The sequence below is a fragment of the Mycobacterium shunyiense genome, from assembly GCF_058270035.1.
Genome location: NZ_JBZDPT010000046.1, coordinates 1 through 18,364, shown reverse-complemented (window position 1 = coordinate 18,364; position 18,364 = coordinate 1). Strand labels below are relative to the sequence as shown.

Here is an 18,364-nt window from a genome sequence, read left to right as displayed (position 1 = left end):
GGCTCAGACCACCTTCGTGGTGCCGTACCAGGCAAGGACCGCCTCGGACTCGTCGGTCGACCGGGTCAGCACCGCATAGGACCGGATGAACGACTGCCCCACGCAGCCGTCGATCTTCACCCTGAAGTTGCTGATCATCACCCACGGCTCGGTGCCCTTGAATTCCTTCTCGGTCACCGGGATGAGGTTGATGATGCCGGGTTTGAGTCCGATGGTGATGCCGCCGCCGATGTTGGAGCCGACTCCCGGCAGGATGCCCTCGGGCCAGGGCGTGACCACATCGGTGCCGAGAATGCCGACAGATGAGTTGAGTCCAACGGTGCCGGTCAGCGCGACACCGTTGGAGGTACTCATGTCGATGCCGCAGCCGATCTGGTAACCGGCCTCCAGCGTGCCCCGCGGCTCGTCGCCGCCGCCGGGGCCCGCCATCAAACCGCGGTAGGTACCACCGACGACATACTCGCGAGAGGAGATTGCCGTCGTCAGAGGTGGCACCGTGGCCCGCGTCTCGTCACTGGCCGACACCGTGAGGTCCCAACCATCCGGAGTTTTGAGGGTGGCCGGCGGGGTCGACTCGACCAGATCGGCATCGGCCGGTTCACCCGGCTTGGGCAACACATCGGCCACCACCTCGATTTCGGGGGCGACGACGGGATCGGCCCAGGCCGGCGCAGCCGACACCGCGCATCCCAGGGCCGCGGCCGTGAGCAGTCCCAACGAGCGAATCAACACAGGCGGCCTCTCGTTACAGTTCCCCGCGGGAACGTATCGCCACGTTCCCGAAGGGAACCTGCCTATGTACTTACCTGACCGTTGCTGGCGGCGGTCACTCAGGTCGGCATTTTCAGGACGAATCCAAATTCCAGCGCCACCCAACAGGCCCCGTCGGGACCGATCGCCAACCCGTGCGGTTCGCTTCCGGACGGCAAGTCGATGGTCACCACCTCACCGTCGCCACTGATCCGGGCGACCTGGTCGGCACCCCAGAGGCTGACCCAGACGCCATCGGTCGGGTCGGCGACCACCGCGTGCGGTTTGCCCGGCAGGTCGAGCTCCTGGATCGCGTCGTGGACCGGGATCCTGCCCACCTTGTCGGCGCGGATCTCGGTGAACCAGACCGCATCGTCGTGGGTGGCCGCGATGCCCACCGGACCGGCTGCGGCAGTGGGCAGTTCGCGAACCGTGAGATTTCCGTCGACGGTCAGCCGGCCAACCTGGCCGGTCTCGTTGAGGGTGAACCACAACGCGTCATCGGGCCCCTTGGTGATCATCGACGGCACCCCGCCGACCACGGCCTGGCTGCTGATCTCCCCATCGGTGCCGATCCGGCAGATCTCGCCCGACGACATCGTGGTGAACCACATGGCATCGTCTGGGCCCGCGGTGATGCCGAATGGTGAACTGCCCTCGGGCAATTCGAACGAACTCAGCTCGCCGGCCGTGGTGATCCGGCCGATGCGATCGTCACCGGAGCGAGTGAACCAGAGGGCCCCGTCCGGCCCGGCCGCGATGATCGACGGACGCGCACACTCCGCGACCGGATACGTGGTCACCTCACCGGCGGCCGAGACCCGGGCGACGGCGCCGGCATGCACCAGCGTCACCCACATCGCGCCGTCGCTTCCGGCCGCCAGCGCGTACGGTCCACCGTCGAGCTGAACTTTGAGCGCGTTACTCAAGCCAGTGCCACCAGGCCCAACTCGTTGTCCGCGGTCAGCAACCGATGGTGCGGTAACACCCGGACGGTGTACCCCACCGGTCCGGCCACCGGCAGCGGCGTGCTCGTGGAAAACACCTCGGTGCCGCCCTCTGCCGATCCGGTGTGCGTCATCGGCACGGTCACCGGATTCAGGATCACGTCGCCGGCGTCCACGCGGCCCAGCACGGCCTGCACCGTGACCTCGTCGGGCCTCAGCCCGGCCAACTGCACTGTGGCCGTCAGCGTCAGCTGTGACCCCAACAGCGGCGTATCCGGCAGGCCATAGCTGTCCACATCGGTGATCTGGATCTTCGGCCAGGCCTCCTGGGCACGGCGCCGGTAGGTGGCCAGTTCCCTGGCTGCACCGAACGGCTCACCCGAGGTGGCCTCGACAGTCTCGCGCAACGACAGCGCCGCAGGCATGTAGTACTTCTCGGTGTAGTCGCGCACCATGCGCGAGGCCAGCACCTTGGGCCCCAGCACCTGCAACGTGTGGCGCACCATCTCGACCCACCGCGTCGGAACGCCATGCTCGTCGCGCTCGTAGAACTTGGGTGTGACCGCATGCTCGAGCAGGTCGTACAGGGCGGCGGCCTCCAGATCGTCACGACGCGCCTCGTCCTCCACGCCGTCGGCGGTCGGGATCTCCCATCCGTTCTCGCCGTCGTACCACTCGTCCCACCAGCCGTCCCGGATGGACAGGTTCAGCCCGCCGTTGAGTGCGCTCTTCATGCCTGACGTGCCACACGCCTCCAGCGGCCGCAACGGATTGTTCAGCCAGACGTCGCAACCCCAGTACAAAAACCGGGCCATCGACATGTCGTAATCGGGCAGGAACGCGATGCGATGGCGCACCTCCGGACGGTCGGCGAACCGCACGATCTGCTGGATCAGCGCCTTACCCCCGTCGTCGGCCGGGTGCGACTTACCGGCCACGATCAGCTGCACCGGCCGTTTCTCGTCGAGCAGCAGCTTCTCCAGCCGCTCCGGGTCGCGCAGCATCAGCGTCAACCGCTTGTAGGTCGGCACGCGCCGCGCGAACCCGACCGTCAGCACCGACGGGTCGAAAGCCGTTGCGATCCAGCCAAGTTCGGCCTCGGATGCGCCGCGTTCCAGCCAGGAACGGCGCAACCGGTCGCGGACATCGGCGATGAGCGTCTCGCGCAACTGCGAACGGATCCACCACATATGGCCGGGTTCGACCTCCTGCAGGCGTTCCCACACCGCCGGTTCGGCCGCCTCGGAGCCGATCAGCTCGCGGCCCAGTGCCAACCACTGCGGCGCCGCCCAGGTCGGGGCGTGCACACCGTTGGTGATCGAGCCGATCGGGACCTCGGCCCGGTCGAACCCCGGCCACAGGTCGTTGAACATGGCGCGGCTGACCCGGCCGTGCAGCAGCGACACCCCGTTGGCCCGCTGCGCCAGCCGCAGACCCATGTGTGCCATGTTGAACTTCGACGGATCGTCCTCGGCACCGAACGCGACAACCCGGTCCAGCGGCACACCGGGCAGGAGCCGGGAGTCGGCGGGGCCACCGGGTGGGCTGCCGAAGTAGCTCCTGATCATCTCGACCGGGAACCGGTCGATCCCGGCAGGCACCGGAGTGTGGGTGGTGAACACCGTCGAGGAACGCACCACCGTCAGTGCGGTGTCGAAATCCAGTCCCGCCGCGACCAGTTCGCGGATACGCTCCACGCCAAGAAATCCGGCGTGACCCTCGTTCATGTGGAAAACCTCAGGGGCAGGCAGGTTTTCGATCTCGGTGAACGCCCGGATCGCACGAATACCGCCGATGCCGGCCAGTATCTCCTGCTTGATCCGGTGTTCCTGATCGCCGCCGTAGAGGCGGTCGGTGACCCCGCGCAGTTCGTGCTCGTTCTCCGGAACGTCGGAATCGAGCAGGAGCAGCGGAATCCGTCCCACCTGCGCGATCCAGACCCGAGCCCGCAGTTCCCGGGCCTCCGGCAACGCCAACTCCACCAGTACCGGTGCCCCGGACGCGTCGGTGAGCAGACGCAACGGCAGGCCCTGCGGGTCCAGCGACGGATAGGTCTCGTGCTGCCAACCGTCGGCAGTCAACGACTGCCGAAAGTAACCCGAGCGGTAGTAGAGACCGACCGCGATCAACGGCAGCCCCAGATCCGACGCGGATTTCAGATGGTCGCCGGCCAGGATGCCCAGGCCGCCCGAATAGTTGGGCAGCACCTCGGCGACGCCGAACTCCATCGAGAAGTACGCGATGCCCTTCGGCATGGCGACGCCGTCGTCGATCTGCTGCTGGTACCACAGCGGGCGGCTCAGATAGTTGTCCAGGTCGGCGGCCAGCTCGTCGAGCCGGCCCAGGAAGGATTCGTCGCCCGCCAGTTCGTCCAGCCGTTGCGGACTGACCGCCCCCAGCAACGCCACCGGATCCCCCTTGGTCTGCTGCCACAGCTCGGAGTCGAGCATGGCAAACAGATCCTGGGTGGGTTTGTGCCACGACCAGCGCAGGTTGATCGACAGCCGTTCCAGCGCCGCCAACCGCTCGGGAAGGTGCGCGCGGACGGTGAACCTTCTGAGGGCTTTCACGCGATCCAACCTTACTGACAATTCCGGGTCGTGCAGCGGTGAGCGATATCCGTTCAGACGGTGTTATCCGTACGAGCGGCGGTCTGGTCATGCTTAACGCCCGCCAGATTGGGCAGCCCATTACGGTGGGTATCAGACACGCGACAAGGCGAGTGCACGAGAGACAGCCGCTTGATCGAGACGACGTGAGGAGTGGATGGGTGGCCGGTCGAATCGGAATCGACGATGTCGCGCCTGTGATCTTCGGCGGACAGTTCCCGGCAAAAGCCGTCGTCGGCGAGGTGGTGCCGGTGCGCGCCACCGTCTGGCGCGAGGGACATGACGCGGTCGCGGCCACCTTGGTCGTGCGGTATCTCGGTACGGACTACCCGCAGCTGGCGACCGGACCCGGCACCGCGGCCGCGCCGGTGCCCATCGACACCGTGCTGCCCACCAACCCGGGGGTGCGTCCTTCGCAACGCATCAAGCCCCAGGCCCTGCCGATGTCCACCGGAAACACCCCCGATGTCTTTCACGGCCAGTTCACGCCCGACACCGTCGGCCTGTGGACCTACCGGGTCGACGGCTGGGGCGATCCGCTGTCCACCTGGCGGCACGCGGTCGAGGCCAAGCTCGGCGCAGGTCAGAGCGAAGCCGAGTTGTCCAACGACCTTCTGGTCGGGGCGCGTCTGCTCGAGCGCGCTGCCGCGGGGGTACCCCGCAAACTGCGCGATCCGCTGATCGAGGCCGCCGCGGCACTGCGTATCCCCGGTGACCCGTTCCGCCGTGCGGGGGCGGCACTGTCCGAAGAGGTCACCGAACTGCTCGAGCAGTACCCGTTGCGCGAGTTGGTCACCCGCGGTGAGCAATACGGTGTCTGGGTGGACCGGCCGCTGGCCAGGTTCTCGTCGTGGTACGAGATGTTCCCGCGGTCCACGGGCGGCTGGGACAAGGCCGGACATCCCGTGCACGGGACATTCGCCACCGCCGCCGAGCAGCTGCCCCGGATCGCCCGCATGGGCTTCAACATCGTGTATCTGCCGCCCATCCACCCGATCGGCAAGGTGCATCGCAAGGGACGCAACAACGCGGTCACCGCCGCACCGGACGACGTCGGGTCACCGTGGGCCATCGGCAGCGACGAGGGCGGCCACGACGCCGTGCACCCTGCACTCGGCACGATCGACGACTTCGACGACTTCGTGGCCGCCGCCCGAAAACAAGGTGTCGAGGTGGCACTCGATCTCGCATTGCAGTGCGCGCCGGATCACCCATGGGCCGCAGCGCATCCGGAGTGGTTCACGGTACTGCCCGACGGCACCATCGCGTACGCGGAGAATCCGCCCAAGAAATACCAGGACATCTACCCGCTCAACTTCGACAACGATCCCGCCGGCCTGTACCACGAGGTGCTGCGGGTGGTGCGGTTCTGGATCTCGCACGGTGTCAAGGTGTTCCGCGTCGACAACCCGCACACCAAACCGCCGAACTTCTGGGTCTGGCTGATCGCCGCGGTCAAGAACGAAGATCCGGACGTGCTGTTCCTGTCCGAGGCCTTCACCCGTCCCGCCCGGCTCTACGGGCTGGCCAAGCGCGGTTTCACCCAGTCCTACACGTACTTCACCTGGCGTACCAACAAGTGGGAGCTGACCGAGTTCGGCAACGAGATCACCGCGAACGCCGACAGCGCACGGCCCAGCCTGTGGGTCAACACGCCCGACATCCTGCACGAGTCGCTGCAACACGGCGGTCCCGGGATGTTCGCGATCCGCGCGGTGCTGGCCGCCACCATGAGCCCGTCATGGGGCATGTATTCGGGTTTCGAACTGTTCGAGCACCGAGCCGTCCGGGAGGGCAGCGAGGAATACCTGGATTCGGAGAAATACGAGCTGCGTCCCCGTGATTTCGCGGCGGCGATGGCCGAGGGCCGTTCGCTCGAACCGTTCGTGACCCGCCTCAACGAGATCCGGCGCCTGCACCCGGCCCTACGCCAGCTTCGGACCCTGACCTTCCACCACGTCGACAACGACGCACTGCTGGCCTACAGCAAGTTCGACCCGATCACCGGAGACACCGTGCTCGTGGTGGTCACGCTCAACGCGTTCGGCCCGGAAGAAGCCATGTTGTGGTTGAACATGGAGACACTGGGTATGGAATCGCATGACCGGTTCTGGGTACGCGACGAGATCACCGGCGAGGAATATCAATGGGGACAGTCGAATTACGTCCGCCTCGACCCCGCCAAGGCGGTGGCACACGTGCTGAACATGCCGCTCGTACCCTATGAGCAACGACTGGGCTTGCTACGCAGGGAATGAGAACAAGATGACGAGAAGCAACCACCTCACCGACAGACATCTGCGGCCCGACCCATCGGACATCCAGCGGCTGCTGATCGGGCAACACCACGACCCGCATTCGGTGCTGGGGGCCCACGAGTACAACGGCCGGACCGTGATCCGGGCCTACCGCCCGCACGCCGCCAAGGTCGTGGCGGTGATCGGCGGCGACCGATTCCCCATGCAGCACATCGACTCCGGACTTTTTGCCGTGGCCGTTCCGTTCGCCGGCCTGGCCGACTACCGCCTGGAGATCGGCTATCCGGGCGCCGACGAATCCATCTTCACCCTCACCACCGCCGACGCCTACCGGTTCCTGCCCACCCTCGGCGAACTTGACCTTCATCTTTTCGCCGAAGGGCGCCATGAACGGCTCTGGGAGATCCTGGGCGCGCACCCGCGCAGTTTCACCACCCCTGACGGGGTCGTCGAGGGCGTGTCGTTCGCAGTGTGGGCACCGAATGCCAAGGGCGTCAGCGTGATCGGTGACTTCAATCACTGGGACGGCAACGAGGCCCAGATGCGGGCGCTGGGCTCGTCGGGGGTCTGGGAGTTGTTCTGGCCGGGGTTCCCGGTCGACGGCCTGTACAAATTCCGCGTCCACGGCGCCGGCGGGTTCACCACCGACCGCGCAGATCCGATGGCCTTCGCCACCGAGGTGCCGCCGCAAACTGCGTCGCGCGTCACCACCAGCTCGTACACCTGGACCGACGGCAAGTGGATGACCCAGCGCGCCGCACAGAATCCGGTGTTCGAGCCGATGAGCACCTACGAGGTGCACCTGATGTCGTGGCGTCCCGGGCTCAGCTACCGGCAGTTGGCCACCGAACTCACCGAATATGTTGTGGAACAGGGTTTCACCCATGTCGAACTGCTCCCCGTGGCGGAGCACCCGTTCGGCGGATCGTGGGGCTACCAGGTCACGTCCTATTACGCCCCGACCTCCCGGTTGGGAACACCTGACGATTTTCGGTTCCTGGTGGATTCGCTGCACCGGGCCGGGATCGGGGTGATCGTCGACTGGGTCCCGGCCCATTTCCCCAAAGACGCCTGGGCCCTTGGCCGTTTCGACGGCACGCCGCTGTACGAGCATTCCGACCCGCGCCGCGGGGAACAGCTCGACTGGGGTACTTACGTCTTCGACTTCGGTCGCCCCGAGGTCCGCAATTTCCTCGTCGCCAATGCGCTGTACTGGCTGCAGGAATACCACGTCGATGGCCTGCGCGTCGATGCCGTCGCCTCGATGCTCTACCTCGACTACTCCCGCCCCGAGGGGGGCTGGACGCCCAACATCTACGGCGGCCGGGAGAACTTGGAGGCGGTGCAGTTCCTGCAGGAGATGAACGCCACCGTGCACAAGGCGAACCCCGGAATCGTCACCATCGCCGAGGAGTCGACGTCCTGGCCCGGCGTCACCCGCCCGACCAACCTCGGCGGCCTTGGGTTCTCGATGAAATGGAACATGGGTTGGATGAACGACACGCTCGACTACGTCAGCCATGACCCGGTGCATCGCAGCTACCACCATCACGAGATGACGTTCTCGATGCTGTACGCGTTCAGTGAGAACTATGTGCTGCCCATCAGCCACGACGAGGTCGTGCACGGAAAGGGCACGCTGTGGACCCGGATGCCCGGCGACGACCACGCCAAGGCCGCCGGCCTGCGCAGCCTGCTGGCCTACCAGTGGGCCCATCCGGGCAAGCAACTGCTGTTCATGGGCCAGGAATTCGGACAGCGGGCCGAATGGTCCGAGGAGCGCGGGCTGGACTGGTTCCAGCTCGACGAGCAGGGCTTCTCCGGCGGCGTACAACGCTTGGTGCGCGATCTCAACGGGATCTACGCGCGCCACCCGGCGTTGTGGAGCCGCGACACCAGCCCCGAGGGCTATTCGTGGATCGACGCCAACGACTCCGCCAACAACGTGCTGAGCTTCCTGCGGTTCGGTGCCGACGGTTCCGTGCTGGCCTGCGTGGTGAACTTCGCCGGCAGCGAGCACAGCGAATACCGGCTCGGTCTACCTCATGCCGGTGACTGGCAGGAGGTGCTCAACACCGACGCGACGATCTACAACGGGTCCGGTATCGGGAACATGGGCGCGGTGCAGGCCACCGACGAGCCGTGGCACGGCCGCCCAGCCTCAGCGGTGATGGTTCTGCCGCCGCTGGCGATGCTGTGGTTCGAGCCCGCCTGACGCGCGACTCCACCGCCGAGCAGACACAAAACTGCCCCTTTTCGCGTGAAAAGGGGCAGTTTTCTGTCTGCTCGGCGAAGTGCTCAGTAGAGCGCGTTGGCCAGATTGCGGCGGCCGGCCACCACCTCGGGATCGGCGGGGTCGAACAGGTCGAACAGTTCGATGAGACGGGTCCGCACCTTGGTCCGGTCGTCGCCGGCGGTGCGCTTGATCAGTGCGATGAGCCGATCGAAGGCGGCCGACACCTCTTGAGCCAGGAGTTCGGCATCGGCCGCGGCGAACGCGGCGTCGATGTCGTCGGGAGCAGCGTCGGCGACGGCAACGGCATCGGGGCGCTGCGCGCTGGCCCGCTGCAGGAACGCGATCTGTCGCACCGCGCCCTTGGCCTCGGCATGGTTGGGCTGGGCATCGAGAATCGCCTGATACGCGGCGGCGGCGGCGGGGAAGTCCCCTTCGTCCAGGTGGGCACGGGCCGCAGCGAGCTCGGGATCGACCGGCTCCGCCTCGCCGTCACCGTCACCGGACCCCGTCAGCTTGCCCGCGGTCGCGTCGAGGAGCGAATCGACCCAGCGACGGAGTTCGTCGGCCGGCTGAGAGCCCTGGAAGCTGGCGATCGGCTGGCCTCCGGCAAGCGCAACCACGGTGGGCACGCCCTGGATGCCGAACATCTGCGCCACCCTCGGGGTGGTGTCGACGTTGACCAGCGCCAGGGACCATTTGCCGTTGTCGGCGTCAGCCAGACCGGCCAGGGTCTCCCCCAGCGCGGCACTGGAATCGCTGCGCGGCGACCACAGCAGCACCACCACCGGCACCTGACCGGAGCGGACCAGCACCTCGGCTTCGAAGTTGGCTTCGTTGACCTCGGTGACATTCGGGCCGCCGGGCGCACTGGGGCTGCCACCGCCGGCGCCCGCCGCGGGCCGCTGCTTGAGTGCCGAGAGGTCAACAGCGCCGGCCAGCGCCGGCCCCACAGAAGGTCGTGGACGAGTCACGCCATCAAGTCTGTCACGTCGTTTCCGGGACAGTCCCGCCCGGTTGTGCCACCAGCGCGGGAGCCCCGCCCGATTCGATGCGGGCAGTCCGATCCGCCCACATGACAAAGATCACACTGCCCAATGGCACGATGCTGGCCAGCAACGCCAGAAACCAGGTGCCCACGCCCCACTTGCAGGCAATACCAACCAGCAGAGCGGCCACCACGAAGGCGACGAAGACGCCCCCGTGTATCGGCCCGAACACCTTGACACCGATCTCGGTGCGCGGACTGCCCAGGTACTTGAAATACATGCCGACCAGCAGGCCGGCCCAGCTCACCGCCTCAGCGAGGGCGATGAGCCGGAACCAGCCGGAAACCGTGCGCAGGTCGAAGGAGCGTGTCATGGCCGCCATTGTGCCCGAAGTGACGGCCAGCTACTACGCAGCGTCGTTTTGAGTCGTCGGTTAACTACGGGCGACGCAGGATCAGGGCATCGCCCTGGCCACCGGCACCGCAGAGCGCGGCCACCGCGTAGCCGGACCCCTTGCGCGCCAGTTCCAGCGCCGCGTGCAGCGTGATGCGCGCACCGGACATCCCGATCGGGTGACCGATGGCGATCGCGCCGCCGTTCACATTGACCTTGGCCGGGTCGACGCCCAGCTCCTTGGTCGAGGCCAGCGACACCGCAGCGAACGCCTCGTTGATCTCGAGGACGTCCAGCTGATCGACGCTGATGCCCTCGCGCTCGACGGCCTTCTTGATCGCGTTGGCGGGCTGGCTCTGCAGCGTGGAGTCCGGGCCGGCCACCACACCGTGGGCACCGATCTCACACAGCCAGTCCAGACCCAGCTCCTGCGCCTTGGCCTTGCTCATCACCACTACCGCGGCCGCACCGTCGGAGATCTGCGACGACGAGCCGGCAGTGATGGTGCCGTCCTTGCGGAAGGCCGGACGCAGGCCGCCCAGCGATTCGGCGGTGGTGTTGGCCCGGATGCCCTCGTCCTCGGCGAACTCGATCGGGTCACCCTTGCGCTGCGGGATCGACACAGGCACCACCTCGTCGGCGTACACCCCGTCCTTCCATGCCGCGGCGGCCTTCTGGTGCGACTGAGCAGCAAACTCGTCCTGCTCGGTGCGGGTGAACTTGTCGACGTCGTTGCGCTGCTCGGTGAGTGCGCCCATCGGCTGATCTGTGAACACGTCGTGCAGACCGTCGTAGGCCAAGTGGTCGACCAGCGTCGCATCGCCGTACTTGTAGCCCTCACGGCTCTTGGGCAGCAGGTGCGGGGCCTGGCTCATCGACTCCTGCCCACCGGCGACCACGACCTCGAATTCGCCGGCGCGGATCAGCTGGTCGGCCAGCGCGATCGCATCGATGCCCGACAGGCACATCTTGTTGATGGACAGGGCCGGCACATCCCAGCCGATGCCTGCGGCTACGGCGGACTGGCGAGCGGGCATCTGACCGGCGCCGGCGGTCAGCACCTGGCCCATGATCACGTAGTCCACCAGCGAAGCGTCGACCTTCGCCTTCTCGAGGGCGCCGCGGATTGCGATCGCGCCCAGGTCACTGCCGGAAAAATCCTTCAGCGAGCCCATCAACTTGCCAACCGGAGTACGCGCTCCAGCAACAATCACCGACGTGGTCATTCTTTCCTCCAAAGCCATGGTCCAAGAGCTGTGTGGGCGATCACACATACGCAAACGTTCAGGTAAAGGTTACCGTTGCGTTATGACCGCCGAACAGGTTGATGCCCGTCCCGCACTCGCTTCCGCGCTGGTGACGGCGATCGATCACGTCGGTATCGCCGTTCCCGATCTCGATGCCGCGGCCAAGTGGTACCACGACCACCTCGGCATGATTGTCCTCCACGAGGAGATCAACGAAGACCAGGGTGTGCGTGAGGCCATGCTCTCGGTTCGCGGCGCCGCCAAGGGCAGCGCCCAGATCCAGCTGCTGGCCCCGCTGAACGAGAAGTCGACGATCGCCAAGTTCATCGATCGCGGCGGCCCCGGTCTGCAGCAGCTGGCCTACCGGACCAGCGACATCGACGCACTGAGTGAGCGCCTGCGGAGCCAGGGAGTTCGGCTGCTCTACGAAGCTCCCCGCAAGGGCACGGCGAACTCGCGCATCAACTTCATCCACCCCAAGGATGCCGGCGGCGTGCTGATCGAACTGGTCGAACCGGCCGCGGATTCAGAGCACTAGGACCACTTTCTCGTCGGGCCGCGATTGGCCCGATTCGCCCAGCAGGCGGTGTGCCAGTGCCTGCGGTCATCGACATCGCCGACATCGACCGGCAACACCACCACATGCGCGGTGGCCACACGAATCTCGTGGTCGCATCCGGGGCATCGATAGACCTTCACCGCACGTGAGGCGGTAACCACCCGCACCTCGTAGTCGTAACCGTCGGGCCCCGTCTCGACGCGACGTGACATCGGCGGTGGCGCGAACCGCCGATCCTCACGACGCCGACGGCGCATCAGAACAGCCGGTATTCGTCGCTGTCCATACCCCGCATCTGGTCGTAATCCAAAGTCACGCAGCGGATTCCGCGGTCAGTGGCCAGCGTCCGGGCCTGCGGTTTGATCTGCTGGGCAGCGAACACACCGGCCACCGGAGCTAGCACGGTATCGCGGTTGAGCAGCTCGAGATAGCGGGTCAGCTGCTCCACCCCGTCGATCTCGCCGCGGCGCTTGATCTCCACCGCCACCGAGCGGCCCAGCTCGTCGCGGCACATCAGATCCACCGGACCGATCGCGGTCGGGTACTCCCGGCGCACCAGCGTGTAGCCGGCGCCCAACAGCTCGACGTGTTCGGCCAAGAGCACCTGTAGGTGCGCTTCCACACCGTCCTTCACCAGTCCGGGATCGACTCCGAGTTCGTGGCTGGAGTCGTGCTCGACGTCTTCGACCGTGATGCGCAGCTGCTCACCGGCCTTGTTCTCGACCACCCACACCGGCGCCCCGTCGCCCTCATCCTCGGTGAGCCAGCACGGCGGACTCATCCAGTTCAGCGGCTTGTAGGCGCGATCATCGGCATGGACACTGACCGAACCGTCGGACTTGAACAACAACAGCCGGCGGGCCGATGGAAGGTGAGCGGTCAGCCGCCCGACATAGTCGACGGTGCACTGGGCAATCACGAGGCGCACCCGATCCACCTTAAGGGCATGGCGAACGAACTAGGCTGACGCCACAATGAACTCCGACAAATCGCTGGCACGACGGCTGGGCCGCGTCCTTGAGGGTGTCACCCGCCAGAACAGCCGGATCCCGGACACCCCGGAATACGGATCGTGGGTATTGGGCCGGGTATCGGAGAGTCAGCGTCGGCGCAGGGTGCGCATTCAGGCCATCCTGACGGCATTCGTGATCCTCGGGAACCTGCTCGGTATCGGCATCTCGATGATCATCGTCACCCTGTTGTTCCCATCGCCGGCTGTGTTCGACCCGTCGGTCCGCTGGATCACCTTCATCGTGGCACCCGCTTACATGGGAACGGCGTTGATCGTCGGGGTGTTCTGGGCGACGACCCGGGTGATCGACAACGTGCGCTGGGCCATCGAGGAACGCCCACCGACCGTCGCGGATCAGCGGAACACCTTCCTCGCCCCGTTCCGGCTCACCCGGGTGCTGCTGATCCTGTGGGGCGTGGGCACCGCGTTGTTGACGACGCTCTACGGTCTGGTCGACACCAATTACATTCCGAAGTTCTTGCTGGGCATCAGTTTTCCCGGCATCGTGGTGTCGGTCAGCTGCCATCTCTTCACCGAGTTCGCACTGCGGCCGGTCGCCGCGCAGGCGCTGGAAGCGGGCCCGCCGCCGGTCCGGCTGGCGCAGGGCATCATGGGTCGCACCATGGTGGTATGGGCGCTGAGCTCGGGCGTTCCCATCCTGGGCATCATGCTGGCTGCGGTGTTCGCCGTGACGCTCAACAACCTGACACCGGTCCAATTCGCCTACGCCGTCATCGGTCTCGGCTCGTTTGCGCTGGTGTTCGGATTCCTGCTGATGTGGATCCTGTCCTACCTGACCGCGACCCCGATTCGGGTGGTGCGTGCCGCGCTCAATCGCGTCGAGCAGGGTGATCTGGACACCAACCTCGTGGTGTTCGACGGCACCGAACTCGGCCAGCTGCAACGGGGATTCAACTCCATGGTGCACGGGCTGCGCGAGCGCGAGCGAGTGCGCGATCTGTTCGGCCGCCATGTCGGCCGGGAAGTCGCCGCACTGGCCGAACAGGAGAAGCCTGTCCTCGGCGGCGAGGAACGCCACGCCGCAGTGATTTTCGTCGACGTCATCGGCTCGACCCAGCTGGTCACCACCAGGCCCGCGGTCGAGGTCGTCGATCTGCTCAACAGATTCTTCGCCGTCATCGTCGATGAAGTCGACAATCACCGCGGCCTGGTCAACAAGTTCGAGGGTGACGCCATCCTCGCGGTGTTCGGCGCGCCGGTCTCTCTTCCCAACGCCGAGGACGAAGCCCTTGGAGCCGCACGGGCGATCGCGCAACGTTTGCGTGCCGAGGTTCCCGAGCTGAAGGCAGGTATCGGGGTCGCGGCGGGCCAGGTGGTGGCGGGCAACGTGGGCGCCAAGGAACGCTTCGAATACACGGTGATCGGCGAGCCGGTCAACGAGGCGTCACGGTTGTGCGATTTCTCCAAGCAGGTGCCCGGGCACCTGGTGGCCTCATCGGACACCATCGCCAACGCATCTGAAACCGAAAGGGCTCGTTGGTCACTGGGCGAGTCGGTCCCCCTGCGAGGCCTCGGTGAGCCGACCCGCGTCGCCGTGCCGACCTAGCCTGCACACCTCCGCAGCGCCGCATCCACCGCCTCGTCGAGGGTGCGGAACACGATGGCGTCGTAATCGTCGCGCCGGTCGGCAGGCACCACACGACCGTCAGGGTCGACGAGATAGGCCTCCTTGCCAGCTGCGGTCAGGTTGGCCCGCATCCCGGTGAGCATGCCGCGGGCAGCGTCGTTGATGTCGTCGACGCGGGTGACGTCCAGCACGGCCACGTCGTACCGACCACGGTCATGGTCGGCGGTCCGCAGCACCTGCTCGGCTCCGGCGAACAAGAGGTCTCCCTGGACCTCGTAGACCCGGATGCCCGGCCCTGCGTCGAACACGGCCCGCAAGGTCGATGACGACTCACGAGTGACGCTGAGGAAGTGCAATCCCAGCTGCGAAGACAGGTTTCGGCACACCTGTACGCCGCGCACACTGTTACCGCGAGCATCCAGACGCGGCGAGTAGACGCCGATGCCGAGTTGGCCGGGCAGCACCGCCACGATGCCACCGCCGACGCCGCTCTTGGCGGGCATGCCCACAGCACTGATCCAATCGCCTGTCGCGTCGTACATCCCGCAGGTCACCATCACACTGAGGGTGCGGCGCACCACGTGTGCGTCGATCACCCGTCTCCCGGTCAACGGATTGAGCCCACCCCGCGCCAACGTGGCGGCCATGCGCGCCAGGTCGGTACTGGTCACCTTGACCGAACACTGCCGGAAGTACACATCCAGCACGTCATCCGGATCACCGTCCAGCACACCGAAACTGGCCAACATGTAGGCGATCGCGCGGTTGCGATTGCCCGTGGCCTTCTCCGAGTCATAGACATCCATGTCGATCTCGAGTCGTCGGCCCGCACATGCCGAGTAGAAGTCGTGGATGCGGTCGAACTGCTCATCGGGACCCGCTCCGGGGACCAGCGAAACCGCTGCAATCGCACCAGCGTTGATCATCGGGTTCTTCGGCGTCTTGGTCACATCGTCGACGCTGATCTCGTTGAACGCTTCACCGGAGGGTTCCACCCCGATCCTGGCGTCCACCGCATCCTGGCCGATCAGGTCCAGCGCCAGCGCATACGTGAACGGTTTCGAAATCGACTGGATGGTGAATTCGAGTGCAGCATCGCCGGATTCGTAGACATAGCCGTCCGAGGACGACAGGCTGAGCCCGAAACCCTCGGGGTCGACGTTGGCGAGTTCGGGGATGTAGTTTGCCAGGGCACCATCCCGCGTATCGATCTGCTCGGCACGAATCCGGTCCAGGTACTGCTGCACCAGCTCGGCCACAGGACGAAGTCTAACCGCGAGCCAAGCCCCACGACCATGTCGTTTTTCCGCTAGTGCAGCGCTGGATACCGTGCCATCGTGGAACGCATGCACGAAGATTTCGACCGCTGCTACCGGGCAGTCCAATCCAAGGACGCACGGTTCGACGGTTGGTTCGTCACCGCCGTGCTCACCACAGGTATCTACTGCCGTCCCAGCTGCCCGGTGCGCCCACCTTTCGCCCGGAACATGCGGTTCTATCCGACCGCGGCGGCCGCCCAGGCGGCCGGGTTCCGGGCCTGTAAACGGTGCCGTCCCGACGCCTCGCCCGGTTCCCCGGAATGGAACGTGCGCGGCGACATCGTCGCGCGGTGCATGCGGCTCATCGCCGACGGCATCGTGGACCGCGAAGGGGTGACGGGGCTGGCCGCCCGCGTCGGGTACACCAGCCGGCAGCTGCAACGCATCCTGCAGGCCGAGCTGGGGGCCAATCCCCTGGCCCTGGCTCGGGCCCAGCGTGCCCAGACGGCTCGGGTCCTGATCGAAACCACCGAGATCCCGTTCGCCGATGTCGCGTTCGCCGCGGGTTTCGCCAGCATCCGGCAGTTCAACGACACCGTCCGTGCGGTGTGCGATCTCACGCCCACCCAGCTTCGCCAACGGGCCCGGAGCAAATTCACCACCGCGGCGTCCGCCGCTCCCGGTGTTGTGTCACTACGGCTGCCGGTGCGGACCCCGTTCTCCTACGAAGGTTTGTTCGGCCATCTGGCGGCCAGTGCGGTGCCAGGGTTGGAGGAGGTCCGCGACGGGCAGTTCCGGCGCACCCTGCGACTGCCACACGGTCATGGCGTGGTCGGCCTGGCACCTCAACCAGACCATGTCCGCTGCCTGTTGGTGCTCGACGATTTCCGTGACCTGTCGGCCGCCATTGCGCGGTGTCGACGGCTGTTGGACCTGGATGCCGACCCGGAGGCGGTCGTGGAAGCGCTACAGGTGGATCCAGCGCTCGCGGCGGTGGTGGCCAAGGCGCCCGGACAACGCATTCCCCGCACAGTCGACGAAACCGAACTGGCGCTCCGGGTGGTGATCGGCCAACAGGTCTCGATCAAGGCTGCACGTACGCATGTGGGTCGCCTGGTCGCCGGTTACGGAACACCGATCTCCGGCGACACGGGCGGTTTGACCCACGTCTTTCCCGACGTCACGGATCTCGTCGGGCTGGATCCAGCGCATCTCGCGATGCCGGCCTCACGAAGACGGACGGTGGCGGCCATGGTTCAGGCCATCGCCGACGGCGATCTGGTCCTGGACCCCGGCTGCGATTGGGACCGCGCCCGCGAGCAGTTGCTTGCGCTTCCCGGGGTGGGGCCGTGGACCACAGAGGTGATCGCGATGCGTGGCCTCGGTGATCCAGATGCCTTCCCTGCCACCGATCTCGGGGTGCGCGCTGCTGCCGAACACTTGGGCATGCCGGCGAACGGCCTCGTGGAGCACAGCACGCAGTGGCGCCCGTGGCGCGCCTATGCGACACAACACCTGTGGACCACCCTGGACCACGCGGTGAACGAATGGCCCCCGCACGATCCAGAGGAGAAGTCATGACGACACTGCAGTACCGCACGATGGACAGCCCGGTCGGTCTACTCACGCTGGCCGGCCGCGATGGCCGGCTCAGGCATCTCCGGATGGTCGATCAGACGTATGAACCGAGCCGCGAAGGGTGGGAGCGCGACGACGCAGCATTCCCCGACGCCGTCGACCAACTGACCGCCTACTTCGCCGGCGACCTCACCGAATTCGAACTGGAACTGGACATGGTGGGCACCCAGTTTCAGCGCCGGGTGTGGGAGGCCCTGCAAACCATCCCGTACGGGGAAACCTGCTCCTACGGCGAGATCGCGCGCCAGATCGGATCGCCGAGCGGATCACGCGCGGTCGGACTGGCCAATGGGCACAATCCGATCGGAATCATCGTGCCGTGCCATCGGGTGATCGGCGCCAATGGCAGCCTCACCGGATACGGCGGCGGACTCGACCGCAAGCGAGCATTGCTGGAATTGGAGAAGAGCCGCACAATGCCGGCACTTTTCAATTAACCGACACTGAGGCGCGTTTTCGATTATCGAATTGAAAACGCGCCTCTAGTAAAAAGTCCCGACATACAAAAATGCCCGAGCCCTCCAATCGAAATTGGAGGGCTCGGGACTTAATTTGTGTTCGGCGGTGTCCTACTTTTCCACCCGAGAGGGTAGTATCATCGGCGCTGGCAGGCTTAGCTTCCGGGTTCGGGATGGGACCGGGCGTTTCCCTGCCGCTATGGACCGCCGTAACTTTATTCACCCGTTTCTGGGTGTAAACCTTTGTGTTTTGGTGGTGGGGTGCGGTATCGCACTCCATACACAAGTGTGTGGGTGTTTATGAATTGTGGTTGCGAGGCTTGGTGTGCGTCTTACTGAAACCCATCAAACATTTGGTGTTTGTTGGTTGTTGTAAGTTTTCGGCCGGTTAGTGCCAGTTCCCTTCACCCATTACTGGGCTTCC

General features: G+C 65.9%; 15 protein-coding genes and 1 rRNA gene. 6 read left to right on the top strand and 10 right to left on the bottom strand.

The genetic code is table 11. The features are described from left to right. Positions 1-3: 3 nt before the first annotated feature. From AC4ELS_RS26695 to AC4ELS_RS26685, 3 genes are all read right to left on the bottom strand, one after another. Positions 4-732 (bottom strand): MspA family porin, encoded by a 729-nt coding sequence (locus AC4ELS_RS26695; RefSeq protein WP_448447833.1) that lies wholly within the window; start codon positions 730-732, stop codon positions 4-6. A gap of 98 nt (positions 733-830) precedes the next feature. Then, a complete protein-coding gene (locus tag AC4ELS_RS26690) occupies positions 831-1,679 on the bottom strand; it encodes a Vgb family protein (protein WP_448447831.1) in 849 nt (282 codons plus the stop codon). Next, positions 1,676-4,267, bottom strand: coding sequence for a glycosyltransferase family 1 protein (locus tag AC4ELS_RS26685; RefSeq protein ID WP_064961197.1), 2,592 nt, complete (start codon positions 4,265-4,267; stop codon positions 1,676-1,678). Before AC4ELS_RS26685 ends, AC4ELS_RS26690 begins: the two co-directional genes overlap by 4 nt. 200 nt (positions 4,268-4,467) lie before the next feature. Here AC4ELS_RS26685 and AC4ELS_RS26680 point away from each other — a divergent pair, with 200 nt between their 5' ends. Further along, positions 4,468-6,564: an alpha-1,4-glucan--maltose-1-phosphate maltosyltransferase gene (locus AC4ELS_RS26680; RefSeq protein ID WP_064885706.1), complete on the top strand. Its 2,097-nt coding sequence runs from the start codon at positions 4,468-4,470 to the stop codon at positions 6,562-6,564. A gap of 7 nt (positions 6,565-6,571) precedes the next feature. After that, positions 6,572-8,779: a 1,4-alpha-glucan branching protein GlgB gene (glgB, locus tag AC4ELS_RS26675; protein WP_064885736.1), complete on the top strand. Its 2,208-nt coding sequence runs from the start codon at positions 6,572-6,574 to the stop codon at positions 8,777-8,779. A gap of 83 nt (positions 8,780-8,862) precedes the next feature. Here the strand turns inward: glgB and AC4ELS_RS26670 are convergent, their stop codons facing one another. From AC4ELS_RS26670 to AC4ELS_RS26660, 3 genes are read right to left on the bottom strand one after another with little or no spacing between them, the layout of a single operon-like run. Next, positions 8,863-9,771, bottom strand: a complete 909-nt coding sequence (locus AC4ELS_RS26670; RefSeq protein ID WP_498883336.1) for a tetratricopeptide repeat protein — start codon at positions 9,769-9,771, stop codon at positions 8,863-8,865. Positions 9,772-9,784: 13 nt separating this feature from the next. Beyond that, entirely contained in the window at positions 9,785-10,168 is a 384-nt protein-coding gene (locus AC4ELS_RS26665; protein WP_110917082.1) for a DUF3817 domain-containing protein, read from the bottom strand. A gap of 55 nt (positions 10,169-10,223) precedes the next feature. Next, positions 10,224-11,405, bottom strand: coding sequence for an acetyl-CoA C-acetyltransferase (locus tag AC4ELS_RS26660; protein ID WP_064961200.1), 1,182 nt, complete (start codon positions 11,403-11,405; stop codon positions 10,224-10,226). An 82-nt stretch (positions 11,406-11,487) separates the two neighbouring features. Between AC4ELS_RS26660 and mce the strand changes: the two genes are divergently transcribed. Next, positions 11,488-11,964, top strand: coding sequence for a methylmalonyl-CoA epimerase (gene mce, locus AC4ELS_RS26655; RefSeq protein ID WP_499050000.1), 477 nt, complete (start codon positions 11,488-11,490; stop codon positions 11,962-11,964). Here mce and AC4ELS_RS26650 read toward each other — a convergent pair. After that, complete coding sequence (locus AC4ELS_RS26650) at positions 11,961-12,242, bottom strand: Rv1322 family protein (RefSeq protein ID WP_064885714.1); 282 nt, start codon at positions 12,240-12,242, stop codon at positions 11,961-11,963. The two genes, mce and AC4ELS_RS26650, sit on opposite strands and share 4 nt — an antisense overlap. Further along, positions 12,242-12,913 carry an endonuclease NucS gene (nucS, locus tag AC4ELS_RS26645; protein WP_064961210.1) on the bottom strand — a complete coding sequence of 224 codons (672 nt, stop codon included), beginning with the start codon at positions 12,911-12,913 and terminating at the stop codon, positions 12,242-12,244. The genes AC4ELS_RS26650 and nucS overlap by 1 nt, the downstream gene beginning before the upstream one ends. A 46-nt stretch (positions 12,914-12,959) precedes the next feature. Between nucS and AC4ELS_RS26640 the strand changes: the two genes are divergently transcribed. Beyond that, complete coding sequence (locus AC4ELS_RS26640; protein ID WP_064885716.1) at positions 12,960-14,564, top strand: adenylate/guanylate cyclase domain-containing protein; 1,605 nt, start codon at positions 12,960-12,962, stop codon at positions 14,562-14,564. Here AC4ELS_RS26640 and glsA read toward each other — a convergent pair. Further along, on the bottom strand, positions 14,561-15,844 hold the full coding sequence (glsA, locus tag AC4ELS_RS26635; protein WP_499049996.1) for a glutaminase A: 1,284 nt from the start codon (positions 15,842-15,844) through the stop codon (positions 14,561-14,563). The two genes, AC4ELS_RS26640 and glsA, sit on opposite strands and share 4 nt — an antisense overlap. An 87-nt stretch (positions 15,845-15,931) precedes the next feature. On the opposite strand from glsA, the gene AC4ELS_RS26630 reads away from it, so the two are divergent. Together AC4ELS_RS26630 and AC4ELS_RS26625 are read left to right on the top strand one after the other, a co-directional pair. Further along, complete coding sequence (locus tag AC4ELS_RS26630; RefSeq protein ID WP_499050113.1) at positions 15,932-17,425, top strand: DNA-3-methyladenine glycosylase 2 family protein; 1,494 nt, start codon at positions 15,932-15,934, stop codon at positions 17,423-17,425. Continuing rightward, positions 17,422-17,919, top strand: coding sequence for a methylated-DNA--[protein]-cysteine S-methyltransferase (locus AC4ELS_RS26625; protein WP_448447816.1), 498 nt, complete (start codon positions 17,422-17,424; stop codon positions 17,917-17,919). The genes AC4ELS_RS26630 and AC4ELS_RS26625 overlap by 4 nt, the downstream gene beginning before the upstream one ends. 119 nt (positions 17,920-18,038) lie before the next feature. On the opposite strand, the gene rrf is transcribed toward AC4ELS_RS26625, so the two are convergent. Continuing rightward, positions 18,039-18,152: ribosomal RNA gene (rrf, locus tag AC4ELS_RS26620) — 5S ribosomal RNA — on the bottom strand. Positions 18,153-18,364 lie beyond the last annotated feature (212 nt).